Origin of the sequence: Shimia sp. MMG029 (assembly GCF_027947445.1) — a bacterium.
Classification (GTDB): Bacteria; Pseudomonadota; Alphaproteobacteria; order Rhodobacterales; family Rhodobacteraceae; genus Shimia.
This window is the reverse complement of sequence record NZ_JAQJIM010000009.1, coordinates 91,271-109,461: the sequence shown is the minus strand read 5'-3', so window position 1 is coordinate 109,461 and position 18,191 is coordinate 91,271. Positions and strand designations below refer to the sequence as shown.

18 protein-coding genes and 1 pseudogene are annotated in these 18,191 nt (G+C 57.6%); 13 read left to right on the top strand and 6 right to left on the bottom strand.

The annotated features are described in order from the left end of the window. Positions 1-84: 84 nt before the first annotated feature. From PJL69_RS18000 to PJL69_RS17980, 5 genes are all read left to right on the top strand, one after another. Complete coding sequence (locus PJL69_RS18000) at positions 85-678, top strand: ORF6N domain-containing protein (protein ID WP_271310904.1); 594 nt, start codon at positions 85-87, stop codon at positions 676-678. A gap of 308 nt (positions 679-986) precedes the next feature. Then, positions 987-1,295, top strand: a complete 309-nt coding sequence (gene rpsJ / locus PJL69_RS17995) for a 30S ribosomal protein S10 (RefSeq protein WP_044028221.1) — start codon at positions 987-989, stop codon at positions 1,293-1,295. A 12-nt stretch (positions 1,296-1,307) separates the two neighbouring features. Then, complete coding sequence (gene rplC, locus PJL69_RS17990; protein WP_209098175.1) at positions 1,308-2,027, top strand: 50S ribosomal protein L3; 720 nt, start codon at positions 1,308-1,310, stop codon at positions 2,025-2,027. Continuing rightward, positions 2,024-2,641 carry a 50S ribosomal protein L4 gene (gene rplD, locus PJL69_RS17985; RefSeq protein ID WP_209098173.1) on the top strand — a complete coding sequence of 206 codons (618 nt, stop codon included), beginning with the start codon at positions 2,024-2,026 and terminating at the stop codon, positions 2,639-2,641. The genes rplC and rplD overlap by 4 nt, the downstream gene beginning before the upstream one ends. Next, positions 2,638-2,934, top strand: coding sequence for a 50S ribosomal protein L23 (locus PJL69_RS17980; RefSeq protein ID WP_058238271.1), 297 nt, complete (start codon positions 2,638-2,640; stop codon positions 2,932-2,934). The genes rplD and PJL69_RS17980 overlap by 4 nt, the downstream gene beginning before the upstream one ends. A gap of 75 nt (positions 2,935-3,009) precedes the next feature. On the opposite strand, the gene PJL69_RS17975 is transcribed toward PJL69_RS17980, so the two are convergent. The 6 genes and pseudogenes from PJL69_RS17975 to PJL69_RS20415 form a co-directional block, all read right to left on the bottom strand. After that, complete coding sequence (locus PJL69_RS17975; RefSeq protein WP_271310903.1) at positions 3,010-4,095, bottom strand: ferritin-like domain-containing protein; 1,086 nt, start codon at positions 4,093-4,095, stop codon at positions 3,010-3,012. Then, on the bottom strand, positions 4,092-5,999 hold the full coding sequence (locus PJL69_RS17970) for a GMC oxidoreductase (RefSeq protein ID WP_271310902.1): 1,908 nt from the start codon (positions 5,997-5,999) through the stop codon (positions 4,092-4,094). The genes PJL69_RS17975 and PJL69_RS17970 overlap by 4 nt, the downstream gene beginning before the upstream one ends. Then, positions 5,996-6,463, bottom strand: a complete 468-nt coding sequence (locus PJL69_RS17965; protein WP_271310901.1) for a hypothetical protein — start codon at positions 6,461-6,463, stop codon at positions 5,996-5,998. The genes PJL69_RS17970 and PJL69_RS17965 overlap by 4 nt, the downstream gene beginning before the upstream one ends. Next, positions 6,450-7,391, bottom strand: a complete 942-nt coding sequence (locus PJL69_RS17960) for a hypothetical protein (protein ID WP_271310900.1) — start codon at positions 7,389-7,391, stop codon at positions 6,450-6,452. The genes PJL69_RS17965 and PJL69_RS17960 overlap by 14 nt, the downstream gene beginning before the upstream one ends. A gap of 64 nt (positions 7,392-7,455) precedes the next feature. Next, complete coding sequence (locus PJL69_RS17955; RefSeq protein ID WP_271310899.1) at positions 7,456-10,650, bottom strand: adenylate/guanylate cyclase domain-containing protein; 3,195 nt, start codon at positions 10,648-10,650, stop codon at positions 7,456-7,458. A gap of 18 nt (positions 10,651-10,668) precedes the next feature. Then, a pseudogene (locus PJL69_RS20415) lies at positions 10,669-10,827 on the bottom strand (double zinc ribbon domain-containing protein); the annotation flags it as partial. 452 nt (positions 10,828-11,279) lie between these two features. Here PJL69_RS20415 and PJL69_RS17950 point away from each other — a divergent pair. The 8 genes from PJL69_RS17950 to PJL69_RS17915 all read left to right on the top strand — a co-directional run bounded on the left by PJL69_RS17950 (position 11,280) and on the right by PJL69_RS17915 (position 18,142). Next, a complete protein-coding gene (locus PJL69_RS17950) occupies positions 11,280-11,843 on the top strand; it encodes a NifU family protein (protein ID WP_209098164.1) in 564 nt (187 codons plus the stop codon). A 9-nt stretch (positions 11,844-11,852) separates the two neighbouring features. Beyond that, positions 11,853-12,446 carry a tRNA (adenosine(37)-N6)-threonylcarbamoyltransferase complex dimerization subunit type 1 TsaB gene (tsaB, locus tag PJL69_RS17945; protein WP_271310898.1) on the top strand — a complete coding sequence of 198 codons (594 nt, stop codon included), beginning with the start codon at positions 11,853-11,855 and terminating at the stop codon, positions 12,444-12,446. Positions 12,447-12,452: 6 nt separating this feature from the next. After that, positions 12,453-12,866 (top strand): GNAT family N-acetyltransferase, encoded by a 414-nt coding sequence (locus PJL69_RS17940; protein WP_271310897.1) that lies wholly within the window; start codon positions 12,453-12,455, stop codon positions 12,864-12,866. Between the two features lie 166 nt (positions 12,867-13,032). Next, positions 13,033-14,022: a BMP family lipoprotein gene (locus tag PJL69_RS17935; protein WP_271310896.1), complete on the top strand. Its 990-nt coding sequence runs from the start codon at positions 13,033-13,035 to the stop codon at positions 14,020-14,022. A gap of 86 nt (positions 14,023-14,108) precedes the next feature. Next, complete coding sequence (locus tag PJL69_RS17930) at positions 14,109-14,465, top strand: molecular chaperone GroEL (protein ID WP_271310895.1); 357 nt, start codon at positions 14,109-14,111, stop codon at positions 14,463-14,465. Further along, positions 14,462-16,045, top strand: coding sequence for an ABC transporter ATP-binding protein (locus tag PJL69_RS17925; protein WP_209098159.1), 1,584 nt, complete (start codon positions 14,462-14,464; stop codon positions 16,043-16,045). Before PJL69_RS17930 ends, PJL69_RS17925 begins: the two co-directional genes overlap by 4 nt. Continuing rightward, positions 16,038-17,132 carry an ABC transporter permease gene (locus PJL69_RS17920; RefSeq protein WP_271310894.1) on the top strand — a complete coding sequence of 365 codons (1,095 nt, stop codon included), beginning with the start codon at positions 16,038-16,040 and terminating at the stop codon, positions 17,130-17,132. The genes PJL69_RS17925 and PJL69_RS17920 overlap by 8 nt, the downstream gene beginning before the upstream one ends. Beyond that, complete coding sequence (locus PJL69_RS17915) at positions 17,132-18,142, top strand: ABC transporter permease (RefSeq protein ID WP_271310893.1); 1,011 nt, start codon at positions 17,132-17,134, stop codon at positions 18,140-18,142. Before PJL69_RS17920 ends, PJL69_RS17915 begins: the two co-directional genes overlap by 1 nt. Positions 18,143-18,191: the final 49 nt, after the last annotated feature.

Genomic DNA, 18,191 nt, shown 5'->3' with positions numbered 1-18,191 from the left:
CCTAAAAAGCCACCGGTTGCCTGTCACCTTCATCTGCGCCAGTTTGAAATCACAACTTGTGATCCCAATCTTTGAGGCCGCCTCATGACAGATTTACCAAGCGCCGATGCAGTGCGAAACGCCATTCAACAAGTGCGCGGAAAGCGGGTTGTGCTGGCGGAGGATTTGGCTGGGTTTTATGGAAAATCAGTCAGCGCATTCAATCAGGCTGTCACACGCAACAAAGACCTGTTTGACGGGTATCGCTTTCAACTGAGTGACGAAGAAGTTGCCGATTTGCAGTCACAGAACGTGATTTCAAAGCCAAAAGGCCGCGGAGGACGTCGCGTGAACCCTTGGGTTTACACCGACTATGGTGTTGCGATCGCCTCCACATTGTTTCGCGACCCCCTTGCGATCCAGATCACGCGGATGATCACAGAGGCCTTTGTCGACGGTGCCAACGCGATAATAGATGCGCCCTCCTCAGAAGCGGCCCTCATATCTGTGGAAACCGCAACCGGGCCGATCCTGCCCAATGGAGAGCAGCTGCGCCACATCGCAGAAAGCATATTGGAATCCGGTCAAAAAAGCCTGCTGGACTATATTGCCAACCCAACCACAAAAAGACAGCAAGCCGTCGCCACCATCATGAAGACACTTGCAGAAACCGCAAATGAAGATATCCGCCTGCGCTAAGAAGAACTTCGCCTGCGCATCGCCGAACGACTTGCCAATGGTGATTTCCCCGACGACAATGATCGCAAAACGCTCTTGGATTTGCTGCAGGCCATGAAAAGTTAACGCAGGTATGCGCTCCCTCGTCAGAAGCAACGGCGTCTAAATACCACAAATACCCCTTGCCCGCTTGGCAAATCGCCTGTAAAGGGCGCTGGTTCCCTATGGGAACAGGAAGGCGGGATGATTCCCGCTTTTTGAGTTCGATGAGGGTTTGCGGTGGTCGCAGGTCCTCCTCTCAACTCCAACGCCTAAAAAAGGCTGACGAAATGCAAAGTCAAAACATTCGCATTCGGCTGAAGGCTTTTGATTACCGTGTCCTGGATGCCAGCACACAGGAAATCGTGAACACTGCAAAGCGCACCGGCGCGCAGGTTCGTGGCCCGATCCCGCTTCCCAACAAGATTGAGAAGTTCACCGTTCTGCGTGGTCCTCACGTAGACAAAAAATCCCGCGATCAGTTCGAGATCCGTACGCACAAGCGTCTGCTCGACATCGTAGATCCGACCCCGCAGACCGTAGACGCGCTGATGAAGCTCGATCTGGCGGCCGGCGTGGACGTACAGATCTCTGTTTAAGGAGAATATCTGATGCGTTCCGGTATTATCGCAAAGAAAGTGGGCATGACCCGCTTGTTCATGGAAGACGGGAAGCAGATTCCTGTGACCGTTCTTTCGCTCGACGGCCTTCAGGTTGTTGCACAGCGCACCGAAGAGAAAGACGGCTACACCGCCGTTCAGCTCGGCGCTGGCTCTGCCAAGGCAAAACGCACCTCTCAAGCCATGCGTGGCCACTTCGCAGCAGCGAAAGTGGAACCAAAGCGCAAACTGGTTGAGTTCCGCGTTCCAGCAGACGGCCTGATTGAAGTGGGCGCGGAAATCTCCGCAGAGCACTTCGTTGAAGGTCAGAAAGTGGACGTAGCGGGCACTTCGATCGGTAAAGGTTTTGCCGGTGCCATGAAACGCCACAACTTCGGCGGTCTGCGCGCAACACACGGTGTTTCGATCAGCCACCGTTCGCACGGTTCCACCGGTCAGTGTCAAGACCCGGGCCGCGTGTTCAAGGGCAAGAAGATGGCCGGTCACATGGGTGCGGTTCGCGTAACCACCCAAAACCTCGAAGTCGTGAAAACCGACGCCGAGCGTGGTCTGCTCTTCATCAAAGGCGCTGTACCTGGCTCCAAAGGTGGCTGGGTTTCCGTTAAGGACGCCGTGAAGAAGAAAGCGCCTGAAGGTCTGCCATTCCCGGCGGCGATCAAGGCAGCAGCAACCGAAGCAGCAGAAGCGCCTGCGGAAGGTGGTGAAGCATGAAACTTGACGTGATCAAACTCGACGGCGGCAAAGCTGGCGATATTGAACTGTCCGAAGACCTGTTTGGTCTGGAGCCACGTGCAGACATCCTGCACCGCGTGGTTCGTTGGCAGCGCAACAACGCACAGGCCGGCACTCACAAGGTGAAGACCCGTTCCGAGACCTCCTACTCGACCAAGAAGATCTATCGCCAAAAAGGCACCGGTGGCGCACGTCACGGTGACCGTAACGCGCCAATCTTCCGTAAAGGTGGTATCTACAAGGGCCCGACCCCGCGTTCCCACGGCCACGACCTGCCGAAGAAATTCCGCAAGCTCGGCCTGAAGCACGCTCTGTCCGCCAAAGCGAAAGCAGGCGAGCTGGTTGTGATCGAAGACGCAGCGTCTGAAGGCAAGACTGCCGCTCTGGCCAAGCAGGTGAAAAACCTGGGCTGGAAACGTGCTCTGGTCATCGACGGCGCATCCGTGAACGAAGGCTTCCTGAAAGCATCGCGCAACATCGAAGGTCTGGATATCCTGCCGACCATGGGCGCGAACGTTTATGACATCCTCAAGCGTGACACTCTGGTGATCACCAAAGCGGGGATCGAAGCACTGGAGGCTCGTCTGAAATGAGCGCGAAGGCAGAACACTACGATGTGATCCGCAAGCCGGTCATCACCGAGAAATCCACAATGGCGTCCGAAAACGGCGCAGTGGTTTTCGAAGTGGCGATCGACAGCAACAAGCCACAGATCAAAGAAGCCGTTGAGGCGCTCTTTGGTGTAAAGGTCAAAGCGGTCAACACCACCATCACCAAGGGTAAAGTCAAACGTTTCCGCGGCCAGCTCGGCAAGCGTAAAGACGTGAAAAAGGCTTACGTGACCTTGGAAGAAGGCAACACAATCGACGTGTCCACCGGTCTGTAAAGACTGCTTTCTTTGAAAAATAGAGAAGCCCCTCGGCATCAGTCCGGGGGGCTTTTTGTTTGTCCACTGGCTGCGTCACATCTCGCCGCCGCCAGAGAGGAACGTCCAAGTCGGCCCTGCCGTTTCACCAGAGCCATCCGGCAATGGGGTACGCATCAATTTGGTCGCGCTTGACTTTAGCTCATACATCACCGGCACCAATTGACGCAGCGCAGCACGCTCGCCGTTAAAGGCCCGCTCGAGCCCCCAGAGCAGCTTGGACCACGTCACATTGAACGCCTGCGACATGGCCTCAATGTCAGGGTGCCCCGCAATGTGATCGCGCGCCGGATTGTCACGCATGGGCGCCACCGCACGCCAGTCAACGATCAGATCCTTGCCCGTAGGCGGGCCCTCGACCGGATCATCAGGGTGGTAATACCGACTGTGCAAGATCTCATTGAACTTAAAGAAGTGGGCCACGTCCTCATGGCCTTCCGGGCCGGGGATCGGGTCTTTGTCACCGGCGCGATGGCCAAGGCACGCGCCCTCACCTTCCTCCATAGTCTCATCAATCGCCTCCATGGCCGCGTCATACCGATCGTGTGCAGAGCCCGTAATTTCAATCACATGCCCTCCGGCCCCGTAATAGTCATCATTGGTGATCTGGCGGTCTTCCTCTCCAATAAAGATCTCCTCAACCCCGAAGCTATCGCAGATATCTTTGAGCCGGGTTTTGATGAAAATGTAAAACCCTCCAATGGTGTGATAGTCGCCCCGCCGACCGGGCTCAGGGCTCTCCGGCGCGGTCTCAATCTGGCGAAACAGCTTCACCTGCTTGTGGGTAAACCGTCGCAGATAAACGGTCGGCCCACGCCCTCCCAAAAGATCATAGGGGTAAGTCGGCAGCAGGCTCGGGTTGGTCATCTGCGGCGTGCCACCAATGCTGTTCAGCACATTGGCCACCAGCACCATATGCAGCATTTCCTCAACCATCACCTGCCGGATGACCTCAATCGGCTCCGCGTTCACCAGCTCTGGGTCAGAGCGGTTGTATTGCCCCTCCTGCAGGATCGAATAAAGCGCTGTGGCATAGGGTGGGATGGTGGACAACTCCAGCATCAGCGCCTTTTGCAACAAGGTGCAGAGTTCGGCGCGGGCGTCAGCAAGATCCTGTGTCATGCCACAGCCTCCTCTTTCAGAGCCAGTTTAATGGCATCCGCCGCGCGAAACGCCAAAGCCGCCAACGTCAGGGTCGGATTGGAGGTGGCAATTGTGGGCATCGAACCGCAGCCAACCATCCAGAGGTTTTCATGATCCCACGTCTGCGACACACTGTTGGTGACAGAGGTGTCTCGTGACGAGCCCATTCGGTGCGTGCCCACCAGATGCCCCGCGCCCCAGAAGGTGTACCCCTTACCATTGTAGGTGAAATAGCCCGCAGAATTGGGATCGTAAGCGGTGTGATCCTTCACCCCAAGGCGCTGAAAGATCTGCTTGCAGACATCGCGCGCTGTGGCGAGACCGGCGCGGGAGTAATCATCCAGATCATAGGCAATCACCGGTCGGAAATCGCCCATCAGCGTGCGATAGGCCGGGTCAATTGTCACGCGGTTTGAGGCCTGCGGGAGCTGCTCAACCAAAACGCCAAGGCGGACCTGCCGTTGCACATCATGATGCAACTTGTCGCGCAACGCCGTGCCATAAAGGTTGTCCTGCTCCACCAGTCGCGCCACATCCGAATTGGGCGAGCCCGCCGCAAAGTTCCACCCCCAATTGCCAATCTCGAGCCGAAAGGCACCTTTGCGCCCGCGGAAATCGCCATCCCGGAAATTCGCATAAGACGAGGTTGAACCGGGGCCACGAAACGGCCCCACAGGCTCAGGCGCCGCCCCCCAGCACATCATGTAAGGGTGGTCCATCAGGTTGCGCCCCAACTCGCCGCTGCTGCGGCAGAGATTAGAGGCAAGCGCCAGCGTGACATTCTCAACTGCGCCGCCGGCCAGCACATACTGACGGGCGCGGACCCGACGCAGATCAAACTGCGCCACACCGGGGAAAGGGTATTTCTTGTAAACGATCCCGGTGATTTTCCCGTCTTCGCCAACCTCCACTCTGGATGCAACCGCCTGCGTGACTTTGCGCAGCCGATCCTGCCCCAGATAGATCGCGTCTCCCAAGGTTTTCATGGCATTGTATTTTGCCTGAATCGGACAGATCGGAATGCAGCTCGAATTGCCCTCACAGCGCTGGCCCATGAAGGCAAAGGCCCCTGTTGCGCCACGCGGCACAAAGGGATCGCGCACCTCATCGCCCACCGGAAAGGTTCCGCCTTTTGCCTTGGGTCTGCGTGGTGTCGAATTGCGCCCTTGCGGCGTGTTAGATACCTTCAGATGCACTGGCCCATCATCATTGCCAATGTCTATCGGCATATCATCTGCCTTGGCAAAGAACCCATCCACATAGGACGAAGGGATCGGGTGCATCGGATAGTCATAGCCCTCTGCAAAATAGGCCGTGTGATCCTCCGGCTGCGTCAGATGAATGCCCAGCGCCTCAGGGGTTTGCTCCGTGACGTCGGCAGAGACACCAATCTCCCACTCCGCACGCTCGTAGTACGGGCGCAGATCTTGGTAGGAAATCGGCCAATCCACTCCTTTCCCAAAACGGGTCTGCATCTCAAAATCAGCCGGCATCATCCGCAAACTGGTACCCAGCCAATGTAACATGGTGCCGCCATAAGCCCGCAGATAGTTGCTGCTGAACGGCAGCGGGCCTTTCTGCACAAAATAGCCATTGGTGTCGGGCTGGGTGCCGCGCACTGCCGTGATGTCGAGCACTGAGGGCGACGGCAAAGTGGGCAGATTGGGATAGGGCGAGTTCGGCGTCTTGGCCATCGACAGATAGTATTGGTCCAGATAGCTGCGATAGGTCTGCCAGGTCTCACCATGATCTGCGCCCGCCTCCAAAATGAGAACAGTCTGACCGGCGGCAGCGAGCTCTTTGGCGACAATGCCACCTGAGATCCCTGCTCCAACGATGATCACGTCGTAAAAACGGTCTTCTTCAAACACATCCTTGCTCATGACCCGGCCCTCCCGGCAGGAGGCTCTAGCGCCCAGGCCCCGAAACCTTGCTGTTTCGCCCCCATAGGATGCGCACCAATTGCGTCCCAAACCAACCCTTCTTTATAGGCGCGGCTCGACAGGATACGGGCGGTGTCAAACCGCGACGCCCCATACATGTCGGTCCAGTCCTGTGGCAAAGGCGACCATTGGCCGAGATACCAAAGCTGGACCAGGGCACGGGCGACGGGGCCGTGACAGGGGTCAGACAGAAAAAAATCGCGCACAACCTTGTCACTGTCTTGGCAGGACAACTCCGCCGCCCCGGCAAGAAAACTTGCACAAACATCATCTGACAAAACTTGCTGGAACTGTGTCCAATATTCAGGCGCACACCCCGTGCCCTGCAATTCAGCAACCGAGTATCCGGTCAGCACCGCGCTTATGGTCAAAAATGCCTCAAAATCAGGATCATGCTGTGTCATGGCGATCTCCATCGATGGCATCGACATAGAAACCGCGCGGCTCAAAACAGACAGGCGGGCTCTCAAACACTTGAATGGCAACCGGTGTCATGTCGGTGAATAGAGTGCGCATGTCTCGCGTCATCGGGAAATCGTTCTCGCCAAGTTTTAACTGAAACGTCGCCGCAATCTGTTTGCCTGCATCATCGGTCAACATCGCCGTCTCAAACAGGCCGGAAATGGTCCAACGGGTCCAGACTGTGCGCCCAAGCCCGGTGGCAAACTCCGGAATCGGCGTGCAATTGGTGATCGCCCAGTGATCGCCCGTCAGCAGGCCAAAGTCTGCGGTCAGATCATAAACAATGGTTTCCGGGTCATCCGGGTTGACCAGCTGTATCCACCATTTTTTGCTTTGACGTGGCGGATCCCCCACCATCTTCGCATTGAGTGAAGGCACTTTGTAATTGAAGTGGCCAAGAAACTTCGGCTCACCAAAAGCCTCCCGCCCGGCTTTCACCGCCATGGCATTGTCCGCAGCAACATGCACGCGCAGATGGCCAATGGTTTTGGTCTGATCGCGACCGTGCAGATACTCGGTCAGCGAAACCTGCGGCACCCCGGGAACGCGATTTTGCGGATAGGCCAGAAGGTTGAATTCCACCTCGTTCACAAAGCCCAGCGCATTGTCATAATGCGCGGTGTAGCGTTGAAAGTTCAGCAGAATAACGGCCCGGTCTTTGCCATTTTCATCGGGGAACTTGGCCACGCAAAGGCCGGTGCCTTTGACAAAGGCCTCCGCAACCTCTGGATCCGTGTACCAGTACATCCACTGACACTGCAGAGACGCATAATAAAAGGGGAACGTGTCGAATTCCTTGGGCAGTTTGGGCATCACGCCCGCCACGTTGATCTGCATACACGGGGTTTGAGTCTGGCTTTCGTCGGTCATAGGTCCCTCCCATTGTGCTGCCCGTTTGGGCAACTGACGATTGGCTTGCGTGTTTCTCCGTTCGTTAAGTGGCCAGCTTGGCCAGCGTCTTCCAGGCTTGTGCCAAAGCAGGGTCTTTGCCTTTTGCTTTGCCAAGTTTTGCTTTCATATGGGCGGCCGCATCACGTAGCTTGCCAGCCGCCGATGGAATGGCGGCCAGATCCGCGACCGCTGCGGGCAAGGCGCCGTGATGCCCCAATTCGAAGGCCAGCGCGATCGCGCGCTCAAGATGGGCCACCGCGATCTCTCGCTCTCCGCGCGCAAAGGCCACTCTGCCTTCCAGCCCCGCCAGACCAACCGCCCAGAATTTTTCTCCGCTGATGGTCACAAAATCGCCCGCCTCCCCGAGCAGTTTTTCGGCAAGCTCAAACTCCCCGCGCAGCAGGGCAACGTCAGCATAAAGATACAGGAAGTAGCTCAACCCAAGACGACACCCGGTTTCGCGCCACTCGTTCAGACCCAGCTGTATTTCATCCAGCGCATTCACCTGAGGATCATGGCGCTGCGCCCAGCCATTCATCACCCGGGCCCAGCCCCGCCAGAACTGAAACGAATACTCCTCTGACAGGGTAATCAGGCGCGCTGATGTCTCCGCCACCCGGCGCTCATCTCCCCGGAATTGGCCAAGCCATCCGGCAAAGGCATTGGCAAACGAAACACTGAAGGGATGCGCGGTTTCTTCCGCATGCAACAAACATTGCCCACTCGCCTCTTCAGCCCCAACCACATCACCGGCAAGCCAGCGCGACAAGCCGAGATACCCGTTCAAAGCAACCGAAAGATCCACCACATCAAAGTTCAACCCCCGCTTGCGGTCCTCAAGGGTCAGATCAACAGATATGCCTGCCTGCAGAAAGCGCATCGCCTCCTGTGGATGGCCCAAATAGGTTTGCAGTGCCCCCATCGAACGCTCGCTTGCAGCCAGCGTCATGGGGCTCGCCAGATCTTTGGCCAGCGACACCAGCAAATCCGCATTCTTTTGCGAGGCGGCATATTCTCCGCCCAGCATCATCGAACGAAACTGGCCGTAGATCACTTTGAACAGACGTTCGATTTCCCCATATTGCCGACACAATTCCTGCGCCCGCGCATAGGCCTGCGTGACGGTTTCATGCGCATAGCCGCGCACAAAGGCCAGCGGCACGGCCAAAAGGATCTGCAGATCTATTTCTCTGTGATCGCGCTCTTGCGACGCAGGCTGCGCCGCCAGACACTCCAACGCATTCTGAAGGTGCGAAATCGCCTCTACATTTGCCGACTGCAAAGTGGCCCGCCGCGCCGCAAGCAGCATATAGCGCTCTGCCTTGGCGAAATGTCCCGACTTTTGATAGTGATACCCGAGGATCTCTGGCTCAACAGTTGATCCATCTTCCACCTCGCTGTCGAGCACACGCGCAATCCGGCCATGCCACTTGGCCGCTGTCGAGCGCAGCATGGATTGATAGGCCGCATCCTGCACCAGCGCGTGGCGAAATTTGTAAGACGGCAGATCGCCGGGCACGCCAGCCGGGACAATCAGCTCGGCTTCCAGCAATTGCTCCAACGCCTGCCGCGTCTCCAGATTTTCCCAGCCCAGCACCTCGCGCAAAACATCATGAGCAAAGATCCGGCCAATGGCCGCAGCGACCTGCACCACCTCCCGGCTCGCTGACAGCCGGTCCAGACGCGACATCAACGAATCCTGCAAAGACTCCGGGATCGCTAGCGACAACTCAGCAGTGCTGTGAGAGCGGTCATCAAACAGACCAGCCTCCATCGCCATCTTGGTCAGCTCTTCCACAAACAGCGGCACGCCATCCGTGCGCTCCGCCAGTTGGTTGAGGATGTTTTTCGGAGGCCGCAAACCTGCAATACTTTCCACCAACTTGAAGGTGTCCGCCCGTCCAAGCCGATTAAGCTCAAGCGTGGTCACATGCGGATGATGCCGCCAGGGCGATTCAAATTCACTACGGGCGGTCATCAGCACCAAACAGCGCCGATCCGCCAAACGGGCAATCCAGGTGTCGACAAACTCCAATGTCGAGGCGTCCATCCAATGCACGTCATCCAACAACAACAGCAACGGATGCCCGGCCTCCAGCGCGCCGCATATCTGCAACTGCGCGCTGATCAGCGCCGCCTTCTCCCGCTCAGGGGCCATCGGCGCTGTGTTGCCTGTCCCCTCATCAAACCCCATCAGACGCAGCACCGGCCCCCCGGTGATGGTCACATCCACACCCAGTTTTTGCATAAAAGCGATCGCTTGCGCTTTGTTTTCAGCGGGTTTCGCTGACGGCGATAGCTGCATGGCATTAGCCAGCGCTGTCTTCACCGGAAAAAACGCACTGCTCTGATGCATAGGCGAGCCGAAAAAAGTCAGCTGACAAAAATCCGCCTCAGACACATCGCGCCCCAGCGCAAACGCTATTTTTGATTTGCCAACGCCCGCGTCCCCGGTCAGCAACAGCACCTGTCCATCGCCTTCCAGCGCATCGTCCCAGCGCGACTGCACCAATGCAATCTCCGCTGTGCGCCCAATAATCGGCGTATCATTTTGAAGAAACTCTTTATGCGGCGTTTGAAAGACCCCACGACCGTTGGACACTGAGAACAGCTCCAAAGAGGCCTCCACCCCCGCGAGCGGTGGCGCGCCAAGCGACGTATACTCCAATCTGCGCCCGATCAGGCGGCGCGTGGCCTCCGTCACCACAACCTGACCAACCTCTGCAACAGATTGCACGCGCGCGGCCACATTTGGCGTATCGCCAAACAACCACATTTTTTCATCAAGCGACGCACTGTTGGCTGCACCCACCACCACAGGCCCGGAATGCAATCCAAGGCGCACCTGCGTTTGCACAGATGTCTCTTCCAGAGCACTGGAAATTTCTTTGGCCCGCTCCGCAATTTCAAGCGCGCAGATTGCGGCTGCGTAGTGGCTGCCTTCTTTGGACACAGGATAGCCAAAAATCGCGACGACCCCGTCACCTGCAAAATTGGCGACCTTGCCGCCAAACTTGTAGACAACAGCCTCCACAAGCTCCCGATAACGCGTGATAAGATCCCTGTAGTCTTCTGGATCAAGCTGCGCAGAAAGCGCCGTTGACCCCACAAGATCGCTGAACAGAACTGTCAACAGACGACGTTCTGCAACATCCTCCTGTGCTGGCGAAGCGGTTCCGCTCTGTGATGCTTGCGTGACCCCGGCACCACCCGGCGTTGCGCCACCAGCGCCAGCCAAGGCCTTACCGCACTGTGTACAAAACCTTGCATCCAGCCCATTAACATGCCCGCAATTCTGACACGCATCCTTCAAAGAGCCACCGCACTGTTGGCAGAAATTGGCACCAACCGGATTCTCTGTACCGCACTGCGAACAAGAACTAACGAGGCCTTCCAACTGGCACTCCCAACACACTCAAAATACAGGTCGTTTCAAAATGGCTCACGGGACGTGGCGTCGCACACCAGCGCATAGGTCATGCAGAATGCACTCTGCGATCTCAGCCAATTTGCGAAACGATAAAGTCAATCATACAGGTCAAATTGTCGAACACACGTAACACAATTGGGCGCGATTGTCCTTTCAATTTCAGACTTTCCCAAGAAGTTCAGCCCTTGCGGGAAAGGGTGCTTCTCCCCTTCGACCTAAGATTGGGCCTCCTTCAAAGATCACCCGCCAGCCCCCTCCGGGCGGCAACCAACGGTCTAACCGGGTGCGCCCTGATCGCAATCACATCCCTGTTTTGCAGCTGGCCTAAGACCAATGTCGCACGCAATTCGGGTATCTCAGCCCTATTTAGAATGAATCTAAACCTTGACTAATAGCCGTGGCAAGCGCATATCGAATGCAAGAAGAAAGGACTGACTATGTTCATTCAAACGGAATCGACTCCAAACCCCGCGACGATCAAGTTTCTGCCCGGGCAAACCGTGTTGGAAATGGGGACCGCTGATTTCCCGACCGCTGAGGGCGCCTCAGCGTCTCCGCTCGCAACCCGCATCTTTGCGGTCAATGGCGTGGCAGGTGTGTTCTTTGGCAACGACTTTGTGACCGTCACCAAAGCCGAAGGTGTTGAGTGGGATCATATCAAACCGTCGATCCTCGGCGCGATTATGGAACACTATCAATCCGGCCAGCCTGTAATGGCAGGAGAAGCAATCGCACCGTCCGGTCACGCCGAACACACTGGCGAAGACGGCGAAATTGTCGGACAGATCAAAGAGCTTTTGGACACCCGCGTTCGCCCTGCTGTGGCACAGGACGGTGGGGACATTACGTTCCACGGGTTTGACCGCGGTGTGGTGTACCTGCACATGCAGGGAGCCTGTGCTGGCTGCCCATCTTCCACGCTCACTCTGAAAATGGGCATCGAAAACCTTCTGCGTCACTACATCCCCGAAGTGACCGAAGTGCGTCCGGTCGCGGTGTAATCCGCTTCCATGACGACCCCACTTGTATTGAGCTTTGACACATCGGCCGCGCATGTCGCGGCCGCTTTGTTGTCTGGTGAGCAGATCATTGGCTTCAAAGTCGAAGAGATGAAGCGCGGTCAGGCAGAACGCCTCATGCCGATGCTGGAAGAGGTTTTGAAAGAAGCACGAAAAAGCTGGCAAGATCTGGATGCGATTGGCGTGGGGGTCGGCCCCGGCAATTTCACCGGCATCCGCATATCCGTCTCCGCCGCGCGCGGCCTGGGGCTCGGACTTGGCATTCCGGCTGTTGGCGTGAACATTTTTGACGCCATTGAAGCTGGCTTAGACCATGCCGCAGTGCCCGTCGTTCTCGGACCGCGCGGGCAGGGCTATCTCTCTCCCAAAGGAAAAGCGCCCTATCTCGCGACGGAACAAGAGCTCAGCGACATCTCGCAAGATGTGGCACTGGCGTCCCCAAAGCCGGATAGCTTGGTAGAACAAATCGCCCGTTTGGCGGCACAACGCTATCAAGACAGCCCCCCGGCCCCGGCACCACTCTATATCAAGCCCGCGGACGCGGCGCCGCCCAAGGACCCTGCTCCGGTCATTTTGGATCAGTGATCCCCCATGACCCCAGAGACCATGGCGCAGATTCACCGCGCCGCATTTTCAGACAGCCGCGCATGGGATTCCAAAGAAATAGACGGGCTGCTCCAGTCGCGGCTGGTGTTTTTTGTCTCGGTTGACGCCGGGTTCGCTTTGGGCCGGGCGGTGGCAGATGAATGTGAGCTGTTGACAGTGGCCGTGCACCCGGATGCGCGGCGGCGTGGTTTCGGATTGTTATTGTTGGAAAAATACGAGGCCGAAGCCAAGGCACGCGGGGCTGTCACTAGCTTTCTGGAGGTGGCAGCGGACAACACCGGAGCGCTTGCGCTCTATGAGCGCTGCGGCTACGAAACATATGGCACGCGGCCCCGCTACTACACACGTACAGACGGGCAGCAAATCGCTGCAAGCCTTTTGAGAAAGGCGCTAAACTGACCGTAGGTTTGATTCGAATATCAGCTATCTTGGCCAAATGGTCAGAAAAAAGTTGACCGCTTCGTGATCAATAGCCTTAGTTACATGATGTCCGGCGGGACTTGAACATAAGACGGGACGGCGCTCGCAACGAAATGACCGACCCGCTCAACACTGGGAGACTTAGATGAGCCTGATGCACAAATTTCTTGGCGCTGCGGCAGCTGCGGCCCTTTCCGCAGGTGCGGCCCTGGCAGAACCGGCGCTGATTTTTGACCTTGGCGGCAAGTTCGACAAATCCTTCAACGAAGCAGCCTTTGGCGGCGCAACCCGCTGGGCAGAAGAAACCGGTGGCAGCTTCCGCGAGATCGAACTGCAATCCGAAGCACAGCGTGAGCAGGCTCTGCGCCGCTTTGCAGAAGCCGGTGCCAATCCAATCATCATGGCCGGCTTTGCCTTTGGCAACGTGCTGGGCGAAGTGGCCGGCGATTATCCTGACACCAAATTTGCCATCATCGACATGGTTGTGGATGCACCAAACGTGCGCTCCGTTGTGTTCAACGAGCACGAAGGCTCCTATCTGGTCGGCATGATGGCGGCGCAAGCCTCCAAGTCCGGCACCGTTGGCTTCATTGGCGGCATGGACATCCCGCTGATCCGTAAATTTGCCTGTGGCTACGTTCAGGGCGTGAAAGCGGTGAACCCAGACGCCACCGTGATCCAGAACATGACCGGCACAACACCCGCCGCATGGAACGACCCGGTCAAAGGCTCTGAGCTGACCAAAGCACAGATCAGCCAGGGTGCAGACGTTGTCTATGCAGCAGCAGGCGGCACCGGCGTTGGTGTTCTGCAGACCGCCGCGGATGAGGGCATCCTCTCCATCGGCGTGGACAGCAACCAGAACCACCTGCACCCCGGCAAAGTTCTGACCTCCATGACCAAGCGCGTCGACAACGCAGTCTATGAGGCCATGAAAGCCGGCGAAGCGATGGAAACAGGCTTCAACGTGATGGGCGTGGCCAATGGCGGCGTGGGCTATGCGATGGATGAATACAACGCTGAGTTGGTTTCCGCAGACATGGCCACCGCGGTAGATGTTGCAAGCGGCAAAATCGCCTCCGGTGAGCTGGCAGTGCACGATTACATGAGTGACAACAGCTGCCCAGTGGAATAAGAGGCGCCCGGGATCCATCCCGGAGCTCTTTAAAGGGGCCGTGCCATGGCGGTGCGGCCCCTAAAACGTAAAAGGGGGACAAGGTCATGCCAGACGCCGTAACGGCTTTTTTTGCCATCTGGGCAGAGACAGATGCTGACAAACGCCGCGCCACGCTTACCGATGTCATGGCTGAAACGTTTTCCTATTGCGACCCCAACGCCCCAGAGATGATTTCCGATCTGGAGGCGCTGAACAGCTATATTGGCATGTTCACCCAATACGCCCCCGGCGCATCTGCGCAGGTGGTCAGAACCGGCGAAACCAAAGGTCATCACAGAGTGACCGTTGCCTTTCGCATGGCCGACGGCAAAGAGCAGCTTGGCCAGTATTTTGTGGAACTTGATGCAGACGGGCGCGCGCAGCGCATGGTCGGCTTCGCAGGATTGGGAGAGCCTGAATGACAGCGCCTGCCATTGAACTAAAAGGCATATCCAAAGCCTTTGGCCCCGTTCAGGCCAACAAGGATATCTCGATCTCGGTGCAACCGGGCACCATTCACGGCATCATCGGCGAAAACGGCGCGGGGAAATCCACGCTGATGTCGATCCTCTATGGCTTTTACAAAGCCGACGCCGGGGAGATCTTTATCAAAGGACAAAAAACCCCGATCCCAGACAGTCAGGCCGCCATCAGCGCCGGCATCGGGATGGTGTTTCAGCACTTTAAATTGGTGGAGAATTTCACAGTTCTCGAAAACATCATTCTGGGGGCCGAAGATGGCGCAATGCTCAGCACCTCTCTGGGCAACGCGCGCCGCGAACTGAAACATCTGGCCGATGAATATGGGCTGAACGTCGATCCAGATGCAGTGATCGAAAACCTCTCTGTCGGCCATCAGCAGCGCGTGGAAATTCTCAAGGCGCTCTATCGCAAAGCCGAAATCCTGATTTTGGACGAACCCACCGGGGTTCTGACACCCGCAGAGGCCGATCAGTTGTTCCGCATTCTGGATCGTCTGCGCGAAGAAGGCAAAACCATCATCCTGATCACGCACAAGCTCCGCGAAATCATGGAATACACCGATACGGTCTCGGTCATGCGCCGTGGCCAGATGACAGCGACCGTCAAAACCAACGAAACCTCGCCCGAGGAGCTCGCGGAGCTGATGGTTGGCCGCAAAGTGCTTCTGCGCGTTGACAAAAAACCGCCAGAGCCCGGCGCAACCGTGCTCGACGTGCAGGGCCTGCGCGTTGTGGATGAAGCAGGGGTTGAACGCGTCAAAGGCATCAATCTGACGGTGCGCGCAGGCGAGATCGTCGGCATTGCCGGTGTGGCGGGCAATGGTCAGTCCGAACTCCTCGAAGTGCTCGGCGGCTATGCAGATGGCACCGGCACCATTCTGGTAAACGGCAGCCCGATCCCACTGACCGGCCATGGGGCTGACGGTCAGGCACGGCGCGCAGCAGGGGTCGGCCACGTGCCCGAAGACCGCCAGCGTGAAGGCCTCATCATGGAGTTTTCAGCATGGGAAAACACCGTATTTGGCTATCATCTGGAACCAGAGATCCAAAGCGGCCTCTTGATGGACAACAAAGCGATCTATGAAGACGCCGACGCCAAGATGCAGCGCTTTGATGTGCGCCCGCCGGATCCAAAACTGGCCGCCAAAAACTTCTCCGGTGGCAACCAGCAGAAAATCGTTCTGGCACGTGAGATTGAGCGCAACCCGGATCTTCTGCTGATCGGTCAGCCGACCCGCGGCGTGGACATAGGCGCGATTGAGTTCATTCACCAGCAAATCGTGAACCTGCGCGATCAGGGCAAAGCCATCCTGCTTGTCTCTGTTGAGCTGGAAGAGATCATGTCCCTGTCAGACCGGATTGCGGTCATGTTTGACGGCCACATCATGGGCGAGCGCGATCCGGCGCAAACCAATGAAAAAGAGCTGGGCCTGCTGATGGCCGGGATCACCGACACCTCCGCTGTTGCAGGCAACGGCGGCAATGACACCACTGAACAGGAGGTCCACGCCGATGGATAAGATGCCTAAATGGGCTGACATCGTCCTGATCCCCCTTATCTCGCTGCTATTGGCGGCTTTCTTCTCCGCATTGGTGATTTTGGCCATCGGCGAAAACCCGATCGACGCGCTGAAACTGATGATTGACGGCGCGCTGATGCGCTCGGCTGGCTGGGGCTACACGCTTTACTATGCCACCAACTTCATCTTCACGGGCCTTGCGGTCTCGGTCGCGTTCCACGCGCGCCTGTTCAACATCGGCGGCGAAGGTCAGGCGATGCTGGGCGGCCTCGGCGTGGCCCTTATGTGCCTCTACGTCCCTTGGCCTCATTGGTCCTTGTCAATCTTGGGCGCCTCTGTGGGCGCCGCGCTGTTTGGCGCGCTATGGGCGTTGATCCCGGCGTATCTACAGGCCAAACGCGGCAGCCACATCGTGATCACCACCATCATGTTCAACTTCATTGCTGCGGCACTGTTGAACTATGTGTTGGTGGAAATGCTGCGGCCTGTGGGCGCGATGGATCCGGCTTCCGCCAAATTCCCGGAGGCCACCCACCTGCCCTCATTCCAGGATATGTTCTCCACCGCAGACACCCCAATGTTCCGTGGTGCCCCGGCAAACGTAACTTTCTTCCTCGCTCTGATTGCCTGCTTTGTGGTCTGGGCGCTGATCTGGCGCACCCGGCTTGGCTATGAAATCAGGGCCTTTGGCCAGTCTGAAACCGCTGCCAAATACGCCGGTATCAGCCCGGTGCGCATCACCGTGATCGCCATGCTGATCTCCGGTGCGCTGGCAGGCATGATGTCGGTCAACACCACCATGGGGGAAAGCGAGCGTCTGATCCTCAACAGTACCGAAGGCGCAGGCTTCATCGGCATCGCTGTGGCGTTGATGGGGCGCAACCATCCGTTTGGCGTGTTCCTCGCAGCCATCCTGTTTGGCTTCCTCTATCAGGGTGGTGCGGAACTGGCGCTCTGGACCAGCATCCCGCGTGAGCTGATCGTGGTGATCCAAGCTCTGGTGATCCTCTTCACCGGCGCGCTGGACAACATGGTGCGTCACCCGCTTGAGAAACTCTTTATTGCGCTGCGCCGGAGGAACGCCTGATGGACTTTCTGACACTGCTTCAGGTGCTGGACACATCTGTCCGTCTGGCGACCCCGCTGCTGCTGGCCTGTCTGGCGGGCCTTTATTCGGAACGCTCCGGCGTGGTCGACATCGGCCTTGAAGGCAAAATGCTGGCAGCAGCCTTCTTTGCCGCCGCATTCGCCTATTACTCTGGCAATGCCTGGGTGGGTCTGCTCGCCGGCGTTGGCGCATCCATCGTGCTGGCTGTGATCCACGGACTGGCCTCTGTCACCTTCCGTGGCAACCAGCTGATTTCCGGTGTGGCGATCAACTTCCTTGCGGCTGGCATGACCGTTCTCGCGGCGCAAAGCTGGTTCCGCCAAGGGGGCCGCACGCCGCCGCTGGAAGGCGCGGCGCGCTTTAACCCGATTGAGCTGCCTTTTGCCATTGGCCCATCCGATGCCGAAGCGGCTGATCGCCCGCTGAGCCAGCTGATCGCAGAGGCTGGCCCGCTACAGCAGTTTTATTCGGAGCTGATCTCCGGCCACTCTATTCTGGTCTATCTGGCGCTGCTGACGGTACCCTTCACCTGGTGGCTTCTGTTCCGCACCCGCTTTGGCCTGCGCCTGCGTGCGGTTGGTGAAAACCCGGCAGCAGTCGACACCGCCGGGGTCTCCGTGGTCTGGCTGCGCTATGCGGCGGTGCTGATCTGCGGTGTGCTGTGTGGTGTGGCTGGTGCGTATCTGTCCTCCGCTCTGCAAGCCGGCTTTGTGAAAGACATGACCGCAGGGCGCGGCTTTATCGCTCTGGCGGCGCTGATCTTTGCAAAATGGCGTCCGGTCTATGCGCTCTGGGCCTGCTTGCTGTTTGGTCTGTTCCAGGCTCTGGAACTGCGCCCTGACATCATTGAAAACGTCTCTGGCCTCAAGGTGCAGGTCCAGCTGCTTGGCGCATTGCCTTACATCCTGACCGTGGTGATCCTCGCAGGTTTTGTCGGCAAGGCAATCCCGCCCCGCGCCAGCGGTGAACCCTATGTCAAAGAACGTTAAACCCGCAACCGGGCGTTAAGCCCGGCACGCTATCAAAGATTGACCCTGC

Bases quoted from the DNA above. Each gene is read 5' to 3' on its own strand.
- PJL69_RS17935 (WP_271310896.1), top strand. From the start codon at position 13,033: ATGAGCCTGATGCACAAATTTCTTGGCGCTGCGGCAGCTGCGGCCCTT.
- rplC (WP_209098175.1), top strand. From the start codon at position 1,308: ATGCGTTCCGGTATTATCGCAAAGAAAGTGGGCATGACCCGCTTGTTC.
- PJL69_RS17920 (WP_271310894.1), top strand. From the start codon at position 16,038: ATGGATAAGATGCCTAAATGGGCTGACATCGTCCTGATCCCCCTTATC.
- PJL69_RS17930 (WP_271310895.1), top strand. From the start codon at position 14,109: ATGCCAGACGCCGTAACGGCTTTTTTTGCCATCTGGGCAGAGACAGAT.
- PJL69_RS17960 (WP_271310900.1), bottom strand. From the start codon at position 7,391: ATGACCGACGAAAGCCAGACTCAAACCCCGTGTATGCAGATCAACGTG.
- rplD (WP_209098173.1), top strand. From the start codon at position 2,024: ATGAAACTTGACGTGATCAAACTCGACGGCGGCAAAGCTGGCGATATT.
- tsaB (WP_271310898.1), top strand. From the start codon at position 11,853: ATGACGACCCCACTTGTATTGAGCTTTGACACATCGGCCGCGCATGTC.
- PJL69_RS17975 (WP_271310903.1), bottom strand. From the start codon at position 4,095: ATGACACAGGATCTTGCTGACGCCCGCGCCGAACTCTGCACCTTGTTG.
- PJL69_RS17915 (WP_271310893.1), top strand. From the start codon at position 17,132: ATGGACTTTCTGACACTGCTTCAGGTGCTGGACACATCTGTCCGTCTG.
- PJL69_RS17965 (WP_271310901.1), bottom strand. From the start codon at position 6,463: ATGACACAGCATGATCCTGATTTTGAGGCATTTTTGACCATAAGCGCG.
- PJL69_RS18000 (WP_271310904.1), top strand. From the start codon at position 85: ATGACAGATTTACCAAGCGCCGATGCAGTGCGAAACGCCATTCAACAA.
- PJL69_RS17940 (WP_271310897.1), top strand. From the start codon at position 12,453: ATGACCCCAGAGACCATGGCGCAGATTCACCGCGCCGCATTTTCAGAC.
- PJL69_RS17925 (WP_209098159.1), top strand. From the start codon at position 14,462: ATGACAGCGCCTGCCATTGAACTAAAAGGCATATCCAAAGCCTTTGGC.
- PJL69_RS17980 (WP_058238271.1), top strand. From the start codon at position 2,638: ATGAGCGCGAAGGCAGAACACTACGATGTGATCCGCAAGCCGGTCATC.
- PJL69_RS17970 (WP_271310902.1), bottom strand. From the start codon at position 5,999: ATGAGCAAGGATGTGTTTGAAGAAGACCGTTTTTACGACGTGATCATC.
- rpsJ (WP_044028221.1), top strand. From the start codon at position 987: ATGCAAAGTCAAAACATTCGCATTCGGCTGAAGGCTTTTGATTACCGT.
- PJL69_RS17950 (WP_209098164.1), top strand. From the start codon at position 11,280: ATGTTCATTCAAACGGAATCGACTCCAAACCCCGCGACGATCAAGTTT.